Source organism: Azonexus sp. (assembly GCF_041909095.1).
Lineage (GTDB): Bacteria > Pseudomonadota > Gammaproteobacteria > Burkholderiales > Rhodocyclaceae > Azonexus.
On the sequence record NZ_JAYREB010000008.1, the window covers coordinates 59,415 to 76,090 of the forward strand.

20 protein-coding genes are annotated in these 16,676 nt (G+C 60.6%); 6 read left to right on the plus strand and 14 right to left on the minus strand.

Annotation, left to right across the window (positions count from 1 at the left end; all coding sequences use genetic code 11):
• Positions 1-238: 238 nt before the first annotated feature.
• Positions 239-1,081 carry a hypothetical protein gene (locus tag ACE3OV_RS14245; RefSeq protein ID WP_374328012.1) on the plus strand — a complete coding sequence of 281 codons (843 nt, stop codon included), beginning with the start codon at positions 239-241 and terminating at the stop codon, positions 1,079-1,081.
• 260 nt (positions 1,082-1,341) lie between these two features.
• Here ACE3OV_RS14245 and ACE3OV_RS14250 read toward each other — a convergent pair whose 3' ends face one another.
• From ACE3OV_RS14250 to ACE3OV_RS14310, 13 genes are all read right to left on the minus strand, one after another.
• Positions 1,342-1,908, minus strand: coding sequence for a hypothetical protein (locus ACE3OV_RS14250; protein ID WP_374328014.1), 567 nt, complete (start codon positions 1,906-1,908; stop codon positions 1,342-1,344).
• 18 nt (positions 1,909-1,926) lie between these two features.
• Positions 1,927-2,829 carry a hypothetical protein gene (locus ACE3OV_RS14255; RefSeq protein WP_374328016.1) on the minus strand — a complete coding sequence of 301 codons (903 nt, stop codon included), beginning with the start codon at positions 2,827-2,829 and terminating at the stop codon, positions 1,927-1,929.
• A 71-nt stretch (positions 2,830-2,900) separates the two neighbouring features.
• A complete protein-coding gene (locus ACE3OV_RS14260) occupies positions 2,901-3,260 on the minus strand; it encodes a hypothetical protein (protein WP_374328018.1) in 360 nt (119 codons plus the stop codon).
• A 9-nt stretch (positions 3,261-3,269) separates the two neighbouring features.
• Entirely contained in the window at positions 3,270-3,632 is a 363-nt protein-coding gene (locus ACE3OV_RS14265; protein WP_374328020.1) for a hypothetical protein, read from the minus strand.
• A gap of 113 nt (positions 3,633-3,745) precedes the next feature.
• Positions 3,746-5,317, minus strand: coding sequence for an SUMF1/EgtB/PvdO family nonheme iron enzyme (locus tag ACE3OV_RS14270; protein WP_374328022.1), 1,572 nt, complete (start codon positions 5,315-5,317; stop codon positions 3,746-3,748).
• A gap of 252 nt (positions 5,318-5,569) precedes the next feature.
• On the minus strand, positions 5,570-6,235 hold the full coding sequence (locus ACE3OV_RS14275; RefSeq protein WP_374328024.1) for a hypothetical protein: 666 nt from the start codon (positions 6,233-6,235) through the stop codon (positions 5,570-5,572).
• 186 nt (positions 6,236-6,421) lie between these two features.
• Positions 6,422-7,777 (minus strand): caspase family protein, encoded by a 1,356-nt coding sequence (locus ACE3OV_RS14280; RefSeq protein ID WP_374328026.1) that lies wholly within the window; start codon positions 7,775-7,777, stop codon positions 6,422-6,424.
• Positions 7,765-8,883, minus strand: a complete 1,119-nt coding sequence (locus tag ACE3OV_RS14285; protein WP_374328027.1) for a hypothetical protein — start codon at positions 8,881-8,883, stop codon at positions 7,765-7,767. The genes ACE3OV_RS14280 and ACE3OV_RS14285 overlap by 13 nt, the downstream gene beginning before the upstream one ends.
• On the minus strand, positions 8,883-9,641 hold the full coding sequence (locus ACE3OV_RS14290) for a hypothetical protein (RefSeq protein ID WP_374328028.1): 759 nt from the start codon (positions 9,639-9,641) through the stop codon (positions 8,883-8,885). The genes ACE3OV_RS14285 and ACE3OV_RS14290 overlap by 1 nt, the downstream gene beginning before the upstream one ends.
• 30 nt (positions 9,642-9,671) lie before the next feature.
• On the minus strand, positions 9,672-10,043 hold the full coding sequence (locus tag ACE3OV_RS14295) for a hypothetical protein (RefSeq protein WP_374328029.1): 372 nt from the start codon (positions 10,041-10,043) through the stop codon (positions 9,672-9,674).
• A 463-nt stretch (positions 10,044-10,506) separates the two neighbouring features.
• Positions 10,507-10,836 carry a helix-turn-helix domain-containing protein gene (locus ACE3OV_RS14300; RefSeq protein ID WP_374328030.1) on the minus strand — a complete coding sequence of 110 codons (330 nt, stop codon included), beginning with the start codon at positions 10,834-10,836 and terminating at the stop codon, positions 10,507-10,509.
• Positions 10,820-11,008, minus strand: coding sequence for a type II toxin-antitoxin system RelE/ParE family toxin (locus tag ACE3OV_RS14305; protein WP_374328031.1), 189 nt, complete (start codon positions 11,006-11,008; stop codon positions 10,820-10,822). Before ACE3OV_RS14305 ends, ACE3OV_RS14300 begins: the two co-directional genes overlap by 17 nt.
• Positions 11,009-11,075: 67 nt before the next feature.
• Entirely contained in the window at positions 11,076-11,567 is a 492-nt protein-coding gene (locus ACE3OV_RS14310; protein WP_374328034.1) for a hypothetical protein, read from the minus strand.
• 156 nt (positions 11,568-11,723) lie between these two features.
• On the opposite strand from ACE3OV_RS14310, the gene ACE3OV_RS14315 reads away from it, so the two are divergent.
• From ACE3OV_RS14315 to ureE, 5 genes are read left to right on the plus strand one after another with little or no spacing between them, the layout of a single operon-like run.
• Positions 11,724-12,590 (plus strand): urease accessory protein UreD, encoded by an 867-nt coding sequence (locus ACE3OV_RS14315; RefSeq protein WP_374328035.1) that lies wholly within the window; start codon positions 11,724-11,726, stop codon positions 12,588-12,590.
• A 10-nt stretch (positions 12,591-12,600) separates the two neighbouring features.
• Complete coding sequence (gene ureA, locus ACE3OV_RS14320; RefSeq protein WP_374328036.1) at positions 12,601-12,903, plus strand: urease subunit gamma; 303 nt, start codon at positions 12,601-12,603, stop codon at positions 12,901-12,903.
• Positions 12,904-12,916: 13 nt separating this feature from the next.
• A complete protein-coding gene (locus ACE3OV_RS14325; RefSeq protein ID WP_374328038.1) occupies positions 12,917-13,222 on the plus strand; it encodes an urease subunit beta in 306 nt (101 codons plus the stop codon).
• Positions 13,222-14,928 carry an urease subunit alpha gene (gene ureC / locus ACE3OV_RS14330; protein WP_374328039.1) on the plus strand — a complete coding sequence of 569 codons (1,707 nt, stop codon included), beginning with the start codon at positions 13,222-13,224 and terminating at the stop codon, positions 14,926-14,928. The genes ACE3OV_RS14325 and ureC overlap by 1 nt, the downstream gene beginning before the upstream one ends.
• Before the next feature lie 2 nt (positions 14,929-14,930).
• On the plus strand, positions 14,931-15,464 hold the full coding sequence (gene ureE, locus ACE3OV_RS14335) for an urease accessory protein UreE (RefSeq protein ID WP_374328041.1): 534 nt from the start codon (positions 14,931-14,933) through the stop codon (positions 15,462-15,464).
• A gap of 28 nt (positions 15,465-15,492) precedes the next feature.
• Here ureE and ACE3OV_RS14340 read toward each other — a convergent pair whose 3' ends face one another.
• Positions 15,493-16,608, minus strand: coding sequence for an acyltransferase family protein (locus ACE3OV_RS14340; protein WP_374328042.1), 1,116 nt, complete (start codon positions 16,606-16,608; stop codon positions 15,493-15,495).
• Positions 16,609-16,676: the final 68 nt, after the last annotated feature.

Sequence of the window (16,676 nt, forward strand, 5' to 3'; positions counted from 1 at the left end):
CCTCAAATTGGTGCCAATGGCGCGAAAACGCCCCCTTCCCGTGCATGGAAAATCGATATTTATCGCCAGACAATCCCATTATATTCAACGGGATATATGAAACCGACTATATGGTTTGAGCGATACGGGTTATGTCGGATACGGACGAGGCTTCCTGATAGATTTTGCCCATCGTCAGGCTGCTGCACCGCAGCATCCGCCCGAGATCACCCAAACTCAAAAACCAGGAGGTTCAATCATGTTTGCCAAGAAGTCCATCGTCGCCGCCAGCGTCCTGCTCGCCGTCGGCATCACCGGCGCCAGCGCCGCCGACTGGAGCGACACCTACATCGGCTGGCGCTACGGCACCCAGTTTGGCGAGCCGTTCAACAAGAACGACATCAGGAAGAACATCTTCAACTTCGGCCACGTCAGCGGCTACAAGTACGGCACCAACTTCCTCAACGTCGACATGCTGCTCTCCGACGACAAGGATTCGCTCAACGGCAGCAGCGGCGCCCACGAAGCCTACGTCGTCTATCGCCACACCCTCGACTTCGGCAAGATCGCCGGCAAACCGGAAATGTTCAAATGGGGCCCGCTGCGCGGCGTCGGCTTCACCGCCGGCTTCGACTACAACAACAAGTCGGGCGACAGCTACCAGTCGCGCAAGCGCATGCTGGTCGCCGGCCCGACGGTGATGTTCGACGTCCCTGGCTTCCTCAACGTCAGCGTCCTGCAACTGTGGGAAAGCAACGCCCCGCGCACCCATCCGCAGCGCTACCACTACGACGCCCACCCCATGCTCACCGCCGCCTGGGGCATCCCGCTCGGCTCGCTGCCGCTCTCCTTCGAGGGCTACCTGAACTACATCGCGTCCAAGGGCAAGAACGAATTCGGCGGCCCGACCAAGCCGGAAACCAACATCGACGCGATGATCATGTACGACGCCAGCAGCCTGGTCGGCGCCAAGGCCAAGACCTTCCGCGTCGGCCTGGAATACCAGTACTGGCGCAACAAGTTCGGCAACGACCACAAGGGCGCGGCCGGCGACGGCGCCTTCGCCAAGACCCCGATGATCCGCGCCGAATACCACTTCTGATCGCGCGGGAAGAAGACTGAATCGAAGCAGGCCGCCCGATGGGCGGCCTGTTTGCGTTGACTCGCCGGAGATCAGGTTGCGACAGGCGGGAAACTGACTGCGGGTTTATCGGAGGCGGTGCTCCGAACGACTGCAGGCGGCGGCTGTCGGCCAACAGCCGACCGTCATCCGACTGGAGCGCAAGACATTCAAGTGGCCGCTCCAGGTGTTAATTCGGCCCCCGGATGCGTCCTCAACCTGTCGCTCCGCCTCTGCTTTGTTCAGCCTTTGCCGACGGATGCGGCATCTCCACCCAACTCCGCCTTTTTGCGCATGGGCGGAAATACCTCCTTATTGAACCAGCGGTGCAGACGCAGGGTTTGCTGATCCAGCGATTGCGAGCGGCGATGCAACCAATCCAGCAGGGCTGATCCGCTGAACCACCAAGCCCCACGCTCATCCCTGAAAAAACCATCGTTCCCATATTGCAGGGCCAGTCGCCGCAAGAGGTTGGTATCGGCTTGGTGGTGAAGAATGTCGAACACATCCGCTGCCAGCGTTTGGCAATCGTTGTTTTGCCAGCGAACGCGGACAGGATGGTCGTGGAAAGCGTGGTGGATACCTTGCTGATCGTTGAGCGCCATGCGCTTTAGCCAGCGAAACGTTACGCCGGCGCCGTGCTTCACGAGAAAAACCGAAACCGCGACGCCGATAACGGGTGTAATCACGACAAAGCCGATCAGCCAGCCAAAGAAAAACTGGGCGCTGGCGAACAAGGCAATAAACGCTGCGATACCCAGTAGCCAATTAACCAGCGCTTTCTTCCTGGCGTCGTCGTCAAAGGACATGGTGATTTATCTTCGGCATTACTTGCTCAGGTAATTTAGTGCCCATCGGTATTGCGCCAGTAACTCAGGATTTTCACCCGTCTCTGGTATCGTCCGCACCCGCCTTTCCAAAGACTCGCGAACAAGAGTCGACTTGCACAGCCGCTTGAATGTAGCAGCCTTCTCGGGCTGGTCAGGACGTAGGTTGTGCATATACATACCGAGATACATCGTAATTTCTTGCGAACCGGCCCCCTGTTTATTGATGCAGGCGCTTTCGTCCGTGAACATTTCCACGGTCAGCTGAGCGGCGACCTTCGGATCCCAATAACTGTCCAGCAGAAACCCCAGTGGCTCCGGCTGATCCACACGCAGCCTGGCAGCAGCGAAAAGCGCTACCGCATCTGCGTCGTGCTGCTTGATGGCCTTAAACAATCCGTATGAAGTCACCTCGTAGTCACGCAATTTCAGTTGCGCACGCGGGTTGTCCATCTGCCGCGACATTTTCTCTACCCCATCCTTGATCATGCTGGTATCCGCCTTGACGTCCAGCAGCACCCCGAGCATGGCCTGCTGCAAATCTTTCAGAGGGGGGTGGGCATTGGCAATCAATCCACCTTTGTTCGCATAAGCCAGCGAAATACCGCCGAACAACGCAGAAACGCCGAGCAAGGCGGCAAGTACGCGGGCAAATGGGTGATTCCAGCGGGCGGGTACTTGCTCGGCAAGTCCATTGGCTTGGGCGGCTTGCCGTTTTTCCCTGATCGCCAGCGTGATCATCCCGACGAAGATCATGCCGATTACTGTGAAAACAACGTATCTCAGGCTAGTGAAAGCATCGCCGAGAAAATCGAGAAACCCATTGAGTACGGTAAACGGCAAGACCAAGGTGTTGATGGGGGTCAGGTGGTCCCTCAGGAATGTGGATGTTTTCGTGAACATGTTGCCCCGGATTGGTTGGCAGATTTTGTTTTATGCACGGCAAAGCTGATTGTTGATGGCGTAAAACAAGGCTAATAAAAATGGTGAGGGGTTCGGAAGCGCTTTCTCTGCATTGGCGAGCGCCCCTCGCTGAGGTCGGCGGTCACTTTCAAGAACATCGATTGGTATTCGCGGATCGCCTTGTCTGACAAATCTGTAGCTGCTTGCAGCGAACCCGGGCGATCTACGTCCACTCCATAAATGATTCCGTGGCGCATCTTGCCGGAGCCTTTGATCGAATCTATAGCATAAAGCTGCGCTTTGTCGCCCACAGTGCAGGACGAGAAAAAGGCCACGCCTTGCGCCGTTCGAATCAAAACAGCTCTTTCCGGAATCGATTCGGTAGTCAGCGTCTCCTTGTCCTTGCAGGTTGTTTCGCGGAAGGTTTTCATCAGGCGAGATCAGAACGCCACGTCCGAGTCCATCTTGTCCGAAGAGAGCACCAGTATTCGCGTGCGTATTCCGTTTTGATCGTCGAACGGCACCAACTCGAACATACCTTGGCCCTCGCTCGGCAGAACAACCCATGAACCCTTTACCTCCAGCGCATCGCCACCAGCCAGAGGAAACACGCTCGTCACTTTCTCCGGCTTCAAATTGTCCGGCATCGCGACCAGATTCATCCGTTCCAGCGGGTTCGCCGCTTCCTGCGCTTTTTCGGTCAGGGCGGGTTGCTTTGGTTCTTTTTCAAGCGACCCTTGGGTAGCGAAAGTTCCGCTACTCAGACAAGCGCAGCCCACAGCCAGTACGATTGATTTCTTCATGGTGTTTGTCCTCGACTTGGGCCAACAAATGAGGTCTGACCCCGGTTATTCTCTGACCCCCATTTTTTCGACTAAGCCGCCGTCCCGCCAGTGCCGACTTTTACACGTGTTGATTACCTGCCTGGCTCCAGTCCCAGGTAGCGATCTTCACTGCAAGCCTTCTGATCCCCGGTCGCAAAGCATCGGTTGTTAGCGTTTCGGCGGTATTCTTCCAAAAAATTCTCCTCGGCTGTTGTGGGCCTGCGGGCCGGCATTAGTTCCTTCAATTGTTCCGCTTCCACACGGGCCATGACATCCGGATCCAGGTTCAGCGCAACGCGAAACCCTCTTGTCACGGAGCGGATGATCGTTCCCCCCGGCTTGCTAAAGCTCACATCGGCGTCAGCGGGCCGGCGCAGGGTCAGATTGGCTGCCAGTAACGCCCAGTTTTCTCCGCGTACGACACGTCGCTCACAACCGGGCGGATCATTCCGAGCACTGCCGTCAACCGGTGCGCCGGCAAACGTCGGGTGGAAACAGTCGGCGGTCATTTCACTCATATTTCCGCTCATGTCGTACAAACCAAACGCGTTCGGTCGGTAAGAGGCCACAGGCGTGGGAAATACCTGCCCGTCGTTGCACTTGAATCGACCGTCCATATTGAACTTTTTGATCGCCTGCGCCGTGACATCTCCGACGTTGGCATACTCGCAAGCTTGGTCCTGATCGCCGCCCCAGGGGTAAAGTCCCGTCGTCCCCGCCCGGGCCGCATATTCCCATTCCGCTTCGCTGGGCAGACGGTATTGCCGCTTGAATTTATAGGACAGCCACTTCACATAGGCATTGGCATCTTCCCAGGTCACGCAGCTCACCGGATGATTCCCGCTGACCGGATAGCCGGGTTCACGCCAACTTTTCACCAGGGCCACTTTCTGTAGGTCAATATCGGCCTCACATCCAACTGATGGCTCCGGCCGGCCGGTTTCCTGCACAAACGCGGCATATTGGGCCACGGTCACTTCCGTGCGACCGATGGCAAACGGCGGCAGGGACACCCGATGCCCCGGATTGGCCTTGTAGTTCACGTTGGCCGGGTACTGCCCCATAGCAAAGCTGCCGGCCGGCAGGTTCACCATTTCCGGGCAACTCTTGCAGTCCTTGTACACCTTGCCGGGCGTGGCATCGCCGAGCAGAAACAAGCCGCCGCGAGTACGCTTCTCCTTCTTTCTGGAATTGTCATCCAGTTGTACGGCGGGTTTGTATGCCACCGGCGCCGCTTGCACCAGCGGCGTCGGCGGGGCGGCGGCCGCTGTTGCCGGCGCCTGGTATCCTCGTTCTTCCCACTCCGTCAGCAGCTGGCAAGCATTTCCGGTATTCCGCTCACAGACCCGTTTGGCATCGGCACGTGCCTGTTCCTTACTCGCACTGCCGGTCTCCAACGCGATGCTACAGCCGTTGTCGCAGGACATGAAGATAGCGAAATATCCGCGCTTCTCGGTGAGCTCGATTACCCTGCAATCGCTGCCGCCGCCGTGGGCCTTGCAGTTCTCCACCGCCGCGGACATGGCGGCTTCCTTGCTGGGGGCATTCATGCTGACGCCCACCCGGCTGGTGGAGTTGCTCAAGGCGACTGCGGTAAAGGCCTGGGCATTGGTGCAAGCCAAGGCGATAGTCAGGCCCGCGATGAATCCTGTAACGCGTTTCACATTGGTTTCCTTGCCATAGAAAGTGGCGAAATATGGCGGTTATTAACACGGCAATTCAATTGGTTAACTTTTTATTATGCGGCGGTATATTAGATTCTCGGATGCTTGTAATGGAATTTCACCCATTTCGTAGTGAAATAGGGGCTTGGCTCCTATTGTTATTCATCTTTGAATCCGACTCATAATGGCTTTGCTGAAAATATTTCCTCCACAACCTTTAGCAGCCACTCTTCAGTGAAATTGGCAGTATCCTTAAAAAAAATTACAGATATACATATTCATCTTTTCAATCGCAGCCTTTTCCAAGACTCCTGTGTCTGTGTACACCCTCGCTTTCCAGTTCCCATTTTTCGGGGTGCTAAGGCGCCGCTCTTCAATCATTAATTTAGAGTACTCGCTGGGGGTAAATCGTAGCTCAATCGAATGACCTGAAATGCTTGTGAAGGGTAAGCTTTTCCAATCTTTGACAATCACGATTGGCTTAAGGCCATTGGGAGTGCTTACGGTGCCAGTCTCAACAAGCGGAAATAAAACGTTACTTGTCGATTCATGGGTGTTGAAAGCATAGTGCAAATCTGGGCGGGGGAATCGCAGTTCTGGCCTTCCGTCTTCTTTTACAATGACTACATCAGTTTCTCTCTCATAAATTAGTTCAAGCCCGGGAACCTTGACTCTCGGGGATTTGCCACGAGTATCCAATGAATATAGGGCACTGTATCTTATCTGCCGCCTGATAAATTCAATTAAGATTCCCATCGCAACTACGATGGCTACGGCGTTGGTAATGTACTGATTATCTAAAAAGCTCAGGAAATCAACCTTCGATATGGCAAATGCCCATGCCATTAGTATGGAAAACCATAGAACAACACAAAGGATAAACTCTATAAACCAATGCCGTTTCTTGACGATTTTCATTTTTTACCTTTCGATAGAATGATGGATTCATGTATTCACGTTTTTTGGCACGTTCCCTGTACAAAACGGGGTGATCTTTGATTTTTTTAAAAAAAGTTGTCGCAACACCAGCAAGGCAGGTCGCTCATGGCTCCGACTGTCTGTCCGATGGGGTAGGTTATTGGGCAAGCCATGGGTCTGAATGATCTAGTTGTTTTCCAGGGAGGGGAGCAGAGCTCTTTTTCTGACGCCGCCTAGATAGGGGTCCCGGGCAGCCTCCATGGTGGAGAGCAGGTTGTCCAACTGGAACAAATCCAGCCGGGCGCGGGTGTAGGGCACTCGGTTGGCCTGTTCGACCCAGTGTCGGGCCGTGTCGAGGTTGCGGTCGACGCCATGGCCGGCGAAATACATTTCACCGAGTTCCACCTGCGCAATGGGGAATCCGGCCTCGGCCGCCTGGGCCAGCCATTTGAGCGCCTTGGAGTTGTTGGCGTTGTAGCGCGTGACTTTGCCGCTGCCCGGTTCAATGGCCTTTTCGATGCCTTCGCGATAGGCAAGCGCCAGCGTGGTCTGGTGCACCAGGCTGCCGCCAGCGGCCTGGTGTTCGAGCGCGGGGAGTTCGTCGGCGGTCAGGCGTTCGACGCGCTGCTGGATTTCCCAATCGAGCATGTCCCATTCCTGTGCACTGAGATCGTTGAACCAGTTGAGCGGTGGCGGGGTTTCTCCCCGAACCTCGCGGCCCTCCCGCCCTAGTCGGGCGAACTGGAGGGGTTTGCCGGCCGCCACGGTAACGCTGTCCGGCGGTTGGAAATAGTAGTCGTCGGTCAGCGACGACTCATACCAGGGAATCTGGTCGTCCAGGCTTTGCCGGCGGACGAGGCTGCCGACCTTGTTGAAAATATCGCGTATTTCAAGTTGCGGTTCGAGCAGCGTTCGGGCCAGCGTTTCGCTGTAAACGCTGTTTTTGCCTTGGCCTTCGGGCGCCTGCTGTCCGGGGGAGGCGGAATAAGCGATCAACGTGCCGCGCGGGGCATGTTCCCGGGCGAGGCCCAACGCGTTGAAACTGCGGTAGCGAACCGCACCGGCCGGCTGGAAAGGATTGTTGCGGCAGGCGTCGAGAATCAGGATGTTAACCGCACTGCGGGCCAGCGCCAGGCGTTCGAGCAGATGGCGCACCGGATAGGCCTTGAGCGGGACGCTGGCTTCGCCGGTCAGTTGCATGTCGATTGGTGTCAGGTAATTGCCGCCGCCCACCTGCATGCCATGTCCGGCGTAGTACACCAGCGCGGTCGCTCCTTCCGGCAGGCCATCGGTGAAGCGGGCCACGACTGCCATCATTTCCTCGCGGGGCAAGTCGGTGCGTTCGGTCACGGCAAACCCCAATTGCCGCAGTGTCTGGGCCATCAGCTTGCCATCGCGCAGGGCATTGGGCAGCGCATCGCGGCTATATCCGCCATTCGCCAGTACCAGCGCATGCTTGACCGCCTGGTTGCCTGCAGCACCGACGCTGGCGCCGCAACTCAGCAGAAAAACCAGGAATACCAGCCGGATCAAGGCTGGCATGCCGCTTCCTTTGTCTCGACGACGATTATATCTGCCACCAACGGGCTGTTGCGCAACTGTGCCAAAGCTTCATTGACTGAAGCATCTGCAGGCAGGCCGAGCCACCATTCGCCGATTTCAGAGGGGCCACTAACCACGCGTACCTCAGCTTTGCGCAATAGCAGCACGACGGCTTCCTGAGGTGCACTGGCCTTGAAGACGACGCGCAGGCGGGCAACTGTCGCGCAGGGCGTTGTGGTCGCGCTGTGGCCCCGATAGCGCCGGGTTTCATCGTCGCTGACGTTGAGCCACAGATTCTGGACAGAGATGACAGCGATCAAGGCCGCCAGGACCGGCGCCGGGGCCCAGTGGCGACTGAATAGCCAAGCGAAGAATCCGCTACGACTCGGCTGTTCTTCGGTCTGGAGGGCCAAGGCCTCGGCTGCGCTGCTCATTTCGTCGGCCAATTGCCGGTGGAGGGCACGATAGGCGTGGCGTGGGTCGCCGGGGCCGCCGAGCGGCGAGCCGGTGATGCCGACATGCTCGGCGTCGAGGTCACGGGCGAAGATATGACCCGGCCGAGGGGGAATGGGCTCGGCACCGGTTGGCGCTTCAGCCAGCGCAATCACGGCCCCCAGGCGCGCCGGGGACAACTTGGCGAGAATCGGCGCGTCACCCGGGATGATGGCTCGCAACGGCAAGCGGGTCATGACCATGCCGGCTTGCGGGTCGGCGGGGCCGTCGTCGTCCTCGATCAGTAAATCCCGGTCGGTGGCGTAATCGGTATCTGCTGTCACCAGCCAGCCTTGCCATTGCTTGCCGCCCAAGTGGGCGCCAAGCAGCACGCCGACATTGCGGCCAAGCGGTCGGGAATTCCGGTCATTTATCGCGTTGACCGCAGACAGGGCGCGAATTTGCCCGACGGCCGGAGCGCTCGGCACATGAGCTAGCTGTGCGGCGACCGTGCGTGCGATGTGTTCGCGGATGAAGTCGGGCATGGCCGGAGGCGGCGTATCTTCCTGGACTGCATCCTGGTCAGGCAGGCGCTCAGATGATTCCGGTGATGCCGGGCTATCGAAAAGCTCCCTGCGTAAGCGTTCGAGTGGGGGATAGAGGCGGTGTGGCATTACGTTTCCCCCTGGGTTTTCTGGACGCGCAAGCACAGCAGATTCAATAGCGCGACCAATTCCCGGTGCCACTCTGGTGATATTTCTGCTCGCAGTTTTTTCAGCCAGCCGCCGAGCAGGGTGTTTTCATAGCCTTGAAAGAAACCGCCCTTTTGCCCCGTGATCCCCAACTTCTTGGCTTTGTAGTGATAGCTGGCAATCTGCCAGCGCTTGGCGATGGCGTCCATCGGCAGACGCGCCTCATCTTCGGCGCAAGTGTGGTGCCGCAACATCCGCCGTTCGCCTTCGCCCAATGTGGCGAGAAATTGGTCCGCTTCGGCATTCACTGTCGCCACATCAATGCCGGCTTCGGCCAGGAGGTGCAAGTCGTCGTGGGAAGGCGTCGTTGTACAAGCCGCCATTTCCTCGGTCTGGATACCTTCTTCGCCTGCAGCGTGCTCATCTATCTCTATGAGCCCGGCCTGGTCGCGTATTTCATCCTGGGCAAAGCGCTTCAGGTAGCCGTGCAGAACATGCGCGCTATCCAGATCGCCCGCCTGGGTCGTCCGGGCGTTTTGCAGAATCTTCTGCACGAAAAAAGCATGGATCAGATCCTGTCGTGCCTCGGTGTCGGCATATTCCGCCGGCAACCGGGTGCGTAACAGCAAGCGGGTGACCTGATGATAGAAATCCGCCCATTCCGCCTCTGTCAGACCAGGTGAAAGTTTGCGCCGGCGCCAGTAATCAAGAATCGCCGGGTTGTCGGAGTGGGGCACCATGCTATCGGTTCAGGATTGAAACGAGCGCCATTATGCCGTGGGGGATTGGCCGTCGGCGAGGATGGATTCAATAACCGTCACGGCCTTCTTGAGGAAAACGTTCCAGTCACCATACTCCGTCGCCACACCTAGGGTATGGTGGCCTTTCGGCAAAAACACCCCGAGGGCAAATTTTCCTGGGTCGCTAAGTTCCAGAAAGTAGCTGGTTTCACAGGTGATGAGCGCAAGAGGTATCTTGCTGCCGCTGGGGTACACCCCAACCATGTAAAGGTACTCGATGGCACCGGAAGACTTCAGATTGGCGTAGCACTCGATGCGCATCGTTCCGTCATCATGACGATGAACGACATCGGCAGATTCAATGGGGGGCAGGTAAAGCCACTGCGGGGCGGGGGAAATCATGGCGAAGGTTTTCTGTGGGCTGATATCTCCATAACTGTCCAAGAAAAATATTTTTGAAATTCTTCGGCTTTCGAGGTTCGCTGTCAGGCCACGCTCTGTACGACCGCTTCACTCTGTCACCGGCCGTAGAAGCCGGGATGCTGTGTAGGTCCGCTTAGGGTCGTGAGCCGTCCCCGTTGACGCTTCCTACACAGCAAAAAAACAACAAGGGCTTGAGCAAATCAGCCGAGGCTCCCTCGGTGAACGGATCGTGTCCCCGCTAGCACCAAGCGGCGCTCGCGGTAGCTGACCAGTTCGCCTTCGTCCAGCAGGGTGTAGCGGATGGCGCCGGTTTCCAGCAGACGGATGGCGACCGAGTTGCCGCCTGGTCGATATCCAGAGAAAACCTGAGTAAGTCTGTGGATAACCCAACAAAAAGCCCGGCGATCAAGGCGATGCCGGGCTGATTCGTTTTTGGGCGGAATCAGGCCGCCAATTCCCGTAAGACTTCCGGATGCGCTTGCGCCACCCGTAGCAAGGTTTTTGCCGCACCGGAAGGCTCGCGCCGCCCCTGCTCCCATTCCTGCAACGTGCGTACCGACACCCCCATCAGTTCGGCGAACTGCGACTGCGATAGCCGGGAAGTCAAGCGGGCCTTGGCAACTGGCGATTCCACCACCCGGCCATCCCGGCTCACCACTGACACCCGGCCGACCTTGCCAGCCTGCATTTCGCGGGCGGCTTCCCGCAACTCGGCATCCAGATCGCGCCCGGCATCGCGGGCCATCAATTCAGCTTCATTCAATTTCGGCATGATCAGCCAGCTCCCGTAAAAGATTCAGCGTCGCCGCAGAAATGTTCTCCTGTGCGCTCTTGGCATACACCGTCAAAAGCCAGATACGGCCCTTGGCGTCCTGCACGTAATAGAGCGCCCTCACGCCACCCCGCTTACCCATTCCGGCGCGCGACCAGCGCAACTTGCGCACCCCGCCAGAACCCGGCACCACAGGTGAAGCGAGCCCACCCTGCCCGCTCCAGCCCCAACCCTAGACTTCAGCGCTGGCGTGCCTTGCCCGACTTCGGCATGGGCTTGCGCGCCCGCTGGCCGGGGCGCGACTGGGTTTCGGGTTTGGGCTTGGGCATCAGCAGGTTGGCGGCGGGACCGGCGGCGGCGGCGCGGTGCGCTTGCATGGCGGCCAGCCAGGGCGAGGCATCGACGGCAACGGGGATTTCCGGCGTCGCCGCGCTGTAGCCGGCGAGCAGGTTGCGCAGCGCAGCCAGGCGCAGCGCGCTGTCGCCCCGCCGCGGCAGCGCTTCGACCAGACGCTCGGCAGCCGGCGTCAGGCCGACGCCGTCGTCGCCGCCGGCGATCAGGCCGGCGCCGTCGAGGCTGGCGAAAGCGGCGGCGAACTCGGCGGCGCTGGGCAGGCTGCCCTGGATCAACTCGACCGCCGCGACGATGGCCGCCGGCTCGGCCGGCCGGCGCTTGGCGGCGAGCGAGACGGCGAGCAGGAGGAGAAGTTCGTGATCGTGGATGGGGGACATGGAAAAACCTTTGCTGAAAATGGCGCCGCTCGGAACTCGACTCGCTGCCTGACCCGACAGTGTACCGGTTCGCCCCGCCAGCGCGCGATCGACTTATACCGATTATGCGTAGTCCTGCGTATTCCCCGCCACCAGCCCTTCCCGGATAATCCGCCCATGACTTCGCGCCTCCCCGCTTTCCAGGCGGACAGCACCGCCACCTGGCACGCCGAGTTGCACCTTGCCTTTGCCCGGCAGGGCGCCCGCACGGTGCTGCGCGAAAACCGCCACCGCGGCCCGCTGCGCGTGCAGAAGGCGCTCTACCCGGAGGGCGACGCGGTCTGCCAGGCGCTGCTGCTGCATCCGCCCTCGGGCATTGCCGGCGGCGATCATCTGGCCATCGACATTGCCGTCGACGACAACAGCCACGCCCAGATCACCACGCCGGGCGCCGGCAAGTGGTATCGCTCGGGCGGCGCCGCAGCGTCGCAGACGGTGACGCTCAAGGTGGATGCCGGCGCGACGCTGGAATGGCTGCCGCAGGAAAGCATCGTCTTCGACGGCGCGATTGCCCGCATGGCCACCCATGTAAACCTCGCCGCCGACAGCCGCTACCTCGGCTGGGACATCCTCTGCCTGGGCCGCGCCGCGGCCGGCGAGCGTTTCGAACACGGGCAGTTTTCACTTTTCTGCCGCGTCGACCGCGCCGGCCAGCCGCTGTGGCTGGAACGCGGCAGCGTCGCCGGCAACGACGCCATGCTCGCCAGCCCGGCCGGCTGGGCCGGGGCGAGCGTCTGCGGCACGCTGCTGTGCAGCTTCCCGGAACTGCCGCAACTGGCCGCCGCCCTGCTCGAAGCCCTGCGCGCCGTAGCGCCCGTCGATGGCGCCCAGCACGGCATCACCGCCCCGCCGGGCATCCTCATCGCCCGTTACCTCGGCAACAACAGTGAAGCTGCCCGGCTGTGGTTTGCCGAACTGTGGAAAATCCTGCGCCCGGCCTGCTGCGGCCGACCGGCCGTGCTGCCCCGAATCTGGAATACCTGAAGGAGTCGTTATGGAACTGACACCGCGTGAGAAGGACAAGCTCTTGATCTTCACCGCCGGCCTCTTGGCCGAGCGGCGCCAGGCCAAGGGCCTGAAGCTCAATTACCCGGAAGCCGTCGCGCTGATCACCTGCGCGATCATGGAAGGCGCCCGCGAAGGTAAAACGGTGGCCGAGCTGATGCACGCCGGCACCCAGGTACTGACGCGCGCCGACGTGATGGACGGCATCGCCGAGCTGATCCCGGAAATCCAGGTCGAAGCCACCTTCCCGGACGGCACCAAGCTGGTCACGGTCCATAACCCGATTGTTTGAAAAAGGAGCGCCCATGATCCCCGGAGAACTCCTCGCCGAACCCGGCGAACTCGAATTGAACGCCGGCCGCCCGACCATCACCCTGGTCGTCGCCAATACCGGCGACCGGCCAATCCAGGTCGGCTCGCACTACCATTTCTTTGAAACCAACGCCGGCCTGAGCTTCGACCGCGAAGCCGCGCGCGGCTACCGCCTCGATATCGCCGCCGGCACCGCCGTGCGCTTCGAGCCGGGCCAGACGCGCACCGTGCAACTGGTCGCACTGGCCGGCGAACGCAAGGTTTACGGTTTCCGTGGCCTGATTCAGGGAGCACTGTGATGGCGAACAAGATTACCCGTCAGGCCTATGCCGAAATGTTCGGCCCGACGACCGGCGACCGCCTCCGTCTCGCCGACACCGAGTTGCTCATCGAGGTCGAGAAGGACTACACGATCTACGGTGAGGAAGTGAAATTCGGCGGCGGCAAGGTCATCCGCGACGGCATGGGCCAGAGCCAGCGAGTTGCCGCTGAAACGGTCGATACCGTGATCACCAACGCGCTGATCGTCGATGCCGTGACCGGCATCGTCAAGGCCGACATCGGCTTGAAGGACGGCCGCATCGCCGCGATCGGCAAGGCCGGCAACCCCGACATCCAGCCGGGCGTAACCATCGTCGTCGGCCCCGGCACCGAAGTCATCGCCGGCGAAGGCATGATCGTCACGGCCGGCGGCATCGACAGCCACATTCATTTCATCTGCCCGCAGCAGATCGACGAGGCGCTGATGTCCGGCGTCACCACCATGATCGGCGGCGGCACCGGGCCGGCGACCGGCACGTATGCAACGACGTGCACGCCCGGCCCGTGGCACATCCACCGCATGCTCGAAGCGGCCGAGGCTTTCCCGATGAACCTCGGTTTCCTCGGCAAGGGCAACGCCAGCTTGCCGGAAGCCCTGCGCGAGCAGGTCGCGGCCGGTGTCATCGGCCTCAAGCTGCACGAAGACTGGGGCACGACGCCGGCCGCCATCGACTGCTGTTTGAGCGTCGCCGACGAGATGGACGTGCAGGTCGCCATCCACACCGACACGCTCAACGAATCGGGCTTCGTCGAAGCCACCATCGGCGCCTTCAAGGGCCGCACCATCCACACCTTCCACACCGAGGGCGCCGGCGGCGGCCACGCGCCGGACATCATCAAGGCGACCAGCCTGCCCAATGTCCTGCCCAGCTCGACCAACCCGACCATGCCGTACACGGTGAACACCATCGACGAGCACCTCGACATGCTGATGGTCTGCCACCACCTCGACCCGAGCATCGCCGAGGACGTCGCCTTCGCCGAATCGCGCATCCGCCGCGAGACGATTGCCGCCGAAGACATCCTGCACGACATGGGCGTCTTCTCGATGATGTCGTCCGACTCGCAAGCCATGGGCCGCGTCGGCGAGGTGATCATCCGCACCTGGCAGGCGGCGCACAAGATGAAGCTGCAACGCGGCACGCTGCCGGAAGACAGCCCGCGCCACGACAACTTCCGCGTCAAGCGCTACATCGCCAAGTACACGATCAACCCGGCGCTGACGCACGGCATCGCCCACACCGTCGGTTCGATCGAAGTCGGCAAGCTGGCCGACCTGGTGCTGTGGAAGCCGGCTTTCTTCGGCGTCAAACCGTCGCTGATTCTGAAAGGCGGCATGATCGCCGCAGCCGCCATGGGCGACCCCAACGCCTCGATCCCGACCCCGCAGCCGGTGCATTACCGGCCGATGTTCGGCAGCTTCGGCAAGGCGCTGAAAACCTCGGTCACCTTCGTTTCGCAGGCCGCATTGCAGAACCCTGCGGTCAACGCGCTGAATCTGCAAAAACCGCTGATCGCCGTTTCCGGCACACGCACGGTGAAGAAGTCGGACATGGTGCACAACGGCGCCACACCGGAAATCACCGTCGATCCGGAAACCTACGTGGTCAAGGCCGACGGCGTGCACCTGGTCTGCGAACCGGCGACCGAACTGCCGCTGGCGCAACGTTACTTCCTGTTCTGACCATGTTGATCCTGAATAAACGCAGCACCGCTCCCGCCACCGACTCGGTGGCGCTCGCCTACGACGAACGCAAGCGCAGCCGGCTCAAGGTGACGCTGGCTTCCGGCCTGGAAGCCGGCATCTTTCTCGAACGCGGCGACCACCTGTACGGCGGCGACAAGCTGGCGGCCGAAGACGGCTCGGCCGTTGTCGAAATCCTCGCCGCGCCGGAAAAACTGATCGAGGCAGTGGCCGACAGCCCGCTGCTCTTTGCCCGCGCCGCCTATCACCTGGGCAACCGGCATGTGCCGGTGCACATCCTGCCAACCGCGAACGGCGGCAAGCTGCGTTTCCAGACCGACCATGTGCTGGCCGACATGGCGCGCGGCCTCGGTTGCGTCATCAGCGAAACGGAAGCGCCCTTCCAGCCGGAATCCGGAGCTTATGGTGGCGGTCACCATCACCACGGCGACGAGCCCGAGCACGCCGACCTGCACAACCCCGGCCACGGCCCGCACCGTTCCGTGCCAAAGATCCACGAATTCAAGCCGCGCTGAGCCCTGAATTGTCGGCAGCTGGCGACAATCAGTTCGCCCAGGCCGGGTCGGGTTCGCTTTGCCCCCGGGAACGCCGCCGCGCCAGGCGGGCGGCCGGCATTTCAACCCAGCGATGAAAACCCGCGGCGGCGACGATGCTCAGACAGAGAGCGACGAGCAAGCCGAAGCTGGCGGCAAGCGGCGTCTGCCAGCCGTAGCTGGCCCAGACGGTGGAAACCAGCAACAGAACGGGGAAATGGACCAGGAACAGGCTGTACGAAATCCGTCCCAGCCAGCCCAGCAGGCGGCTGCGCGGCCACGCCGTCATGAAACCCGTTCTGTCGCCGGCAAACAACAGCAAACCGACGAGCTGGGCGATACCGAGCCGCCAGCGCCATTCGTCAAGCATGGCGACGAGCAGCAACAACTGGAACAACCAGAACTCGGTCCCTCCACCGTCGGCGCGTTGCGCCCGGTAAACCACCACGCCGAGAAAAAAGTAGGGAAAGAAGTAAATCGCCCAGATATCCCAGGCATTATCCAGATTGACGTGGAACAGCGACAAGGCGCTCAATCCCCAGCCACCGAGAACGGCGAAATCGAGGTCATCCCGCCCGACCCGGTCGCGCAGCCAGAGCAGGCCGGCATACAGCGCGCCAAGCTGGAAATTGATGCAGACGAACCATAAGCCGGCCGACAGCGGCTCGTAGCCGAGAATATCCTGCAGGAACAGGAAGTGCGCCAGCAACTGCGGCAAAGTGACCGTCTGCCCGAGCACGGCATCCGGCACCTGCCCGCGGGCGAACAGACAGACCGGCAGCACGATCGAAATGACCGCCAGATAGGGCAAGCCCAGCCGGAGATAGCGCTCGCCAAGGAAGCGCCTGAAGGCTGGCCCGTCCCACTGACGCCCGCTCATGCTGCGGGCCATGACGTAGCCCCCGACGACGAAAAAGACCTGCGTCGCCCGCGCGTTGGTGGCCAGCCAGTCAAGCGCCGTGCCCAGCAAGGGCGCTGCCCATTCGCTCAGCGGGGGATAGAGCGAAAAATGGTGTAGGACAATGACCAGCGAAGCCAGCGCCCGCAAGGCGACGATCAGGGAAAGCCGGGCCCGCCCGGCCATGGCCGGGTGCCGGAAAGCCTGATGAGAAGAAGGATTTTGCATGGGAAGGATTCGGCAAGTTCATGCCGGCCAGCGGCAGAGCGTGGAAAATCCATCCTGATTGCATAAAC

Bases quoted from the DNA above. Each gene is read 5' to 3' on its own strand.
- ACE3OV_RS14245 (WP_374328012.1), top strand. From the start codon at position 239: ATGTTTGCCAAGAAGTCCATCGTCGCCGCCAGCGTCCTGCTCGCCGTC.
- ACE3OV_RS14250 (WP_374328014.1), bottom strand. From the start codon at position 1,908: ATGTCCTTTGACGACGACGCCAGGAAGAAAGCGCTGGTTAATTGGCTA.
- ACE3OV_RS14255 (WP_374328016.1), bottom strand. From the start codon at position 2,829: ATGTTCACGAAAACATCCACATTCCTGAGGGACCACCTGACCCCCATC.
- ACE3OV_RS14260 (WP_374328018.1), bottom strand. From the start codon at position 3,260: ATGAAAACCTTCCGCGAAACAACCTGCAAGGACAAGGAGACGCTGACT.
- ACE3OV_RS14265 (WP_374328020.1), bottom strand. From the start codon at position 3,632: ATGAAGAAATCAATCGTACTGGCTGTGGGCTGCGCTTGTCTGAGTAGC.
- ACE3OV_RS14275 (WP_374328024.1), bottom strand. From the start codon at position 6,235: ATGAAAATCGTCAAGAAACGGCATTGGTTTATAGAGTTTATCCTTTGT.
- ACE3OV_RS14280 (WP_374328026.1), bottom strand. From the start codon at position 7,777: ATGCCAGCCTTGATCCGGCTGGTATTCCTGGTTTTTCTGCTGAGTTGC.
- ACE3OV_RS14285 (WP_374328027.1), bottom strand. From the start codon at position 8,883: ATGCCACACCGCCTCTATCCCCCACTCGAACGCTTACGCAGGGAGCTT.
- ACE3OV_RS14290 (WP_374328028.1), bottom strand. From the start codon at position 9,641: ATGGTGCCCCACTCCGACAACCCGGCGATTCTTGATTACTGGCGCCGG.
- ACE3OV_RS14295 (WP_374328029.1), bottom strand. From the start codon at position 10,043: ATGATTTCCCCCGCCCCGCAGTGGCTTTACCTGCCCCCCATTGAATCT.
- ACE3OV_RS14300 (WP_374328030.1), bottom strand. From the start codon at position 10,836: ATGCCGAAATTGAATGAAGCTGAATTGATGGCCCGCGATGCCGGGCGC.
- ACE3OV_RS14310 (WP_374328034.1), bottom strand. From the start codon at position 11,567: ATGTCCCCCATCCACGATCACGAACTTCTCCTCCTGCTCGCCGTCTCG.
- ACE3OV_RS14315 (WP_374328035.1), top strand. From the start codon at position 11,724: ATGACTTCGCGCCTCCCCGCTTTCCAGGCGGACAGCACCGCCACCTGG.
- ureA (WP_374328036.1), top strand. From the start codon at position 12,601: ATGGAACTGACACCGCGTGAGAAGGACAAGCTCTTGATCTTCACCGCC.
- ACE3OV_RS14325 (WP_374328038.1), top strand. From the start codon at position 12,917: ATGATCCCCGGAGAACTCCTCGCCGAACCCGGCGAACTCGAATTGAAC.
- ureC (WP_374328039.1), top strand. From the start codon at position 13,222: ATGGCGAACAAGATTACCCGTCAGGCCTATGCCGAAATGTTCGGCCCG.
- ureE (WP_374328041.1), top strand. From the start codon at position 14,931: ATGTTGATCCTGAATAAACGCAGCACCGCTCCCGCCACCGACTCGGTG.
- ACE3OV_RS14340 (WP_374328042.1), bottom strand. From the start codon at position 16,608: ATGCAAAATCCTTCTTCTCATCAGGCTTTCCGGCACCCGGCCATGGCC.